Annotated in this window: 1 rRNA gene; it reads left to right on the top strand. The window is 50.6% G+C overall.

Features of this window, described 5'->3' with window-relative positions:
• A 23S ribosomal RNA gene (locus tag ACTQXY_RS15560) occupies nt 1–530 on the top strand; the annotation flags it as partial.

Raw genomic sequence — 530 nt, 5'->3', positions numbered from 1 at the left:
AAGGTCCGGAGCCGAAGGGAAACCAAGTCTGAATAGGGCGAATATAGTCAGTCGGAGCAGACCCGAAACCGGGTGATCTACCCATGTCCAGGTTGAAGTTGCCGTAAAAGGCAATGGAGGACCGAACGCACATCCGTTGAAAAGGGTGGCGATGAGGTGTGGGTAGGGGAGAAATTCCAATCGAACCCGGAGATAGCTGGTTCTCCTCGAAATAGCTTTAGGGCTAGCCTCATACGAGTCTTGCGGAGGTAGAGCACTGAATTTCCTAGGGGGCGTCAAAGCTTACCGAAGAATATCAAACTCCGAATGCCGCGTAGATGATGTATGGGAGTCAGACTATACGAGATAAGTTGGATAGTCGAAAGGGAAAGAGCCCAGACCACCGGCTAAGGTCCCAAAATGTGTGTTAAGTGGAAAAGGATGTGGGATTTCGAAGACAACCAGGATGTTGGCTTAGAAGCAGCCATACATTAAAAGAGTGCGTAATAGCTCACTGGTCGAGAGGTCCTGCGCCGAAAATGTCCGGGGCT

It is taken from the genome of Faecalimonas sp. LCP19S3_D12 (assembly GCF_052121495.1).
Taxonomy (GTDB): domain Bacteria; phylum Bacillota; class Clostridia; order Lachnospirales; family Lachnospiraceae; genus Faecalimonas.
The sequence above is the reverse complement of the archived record's forward strand: the minus strand, read 5'-3'. Positions and strand labels throughout refer to the sequence as shown.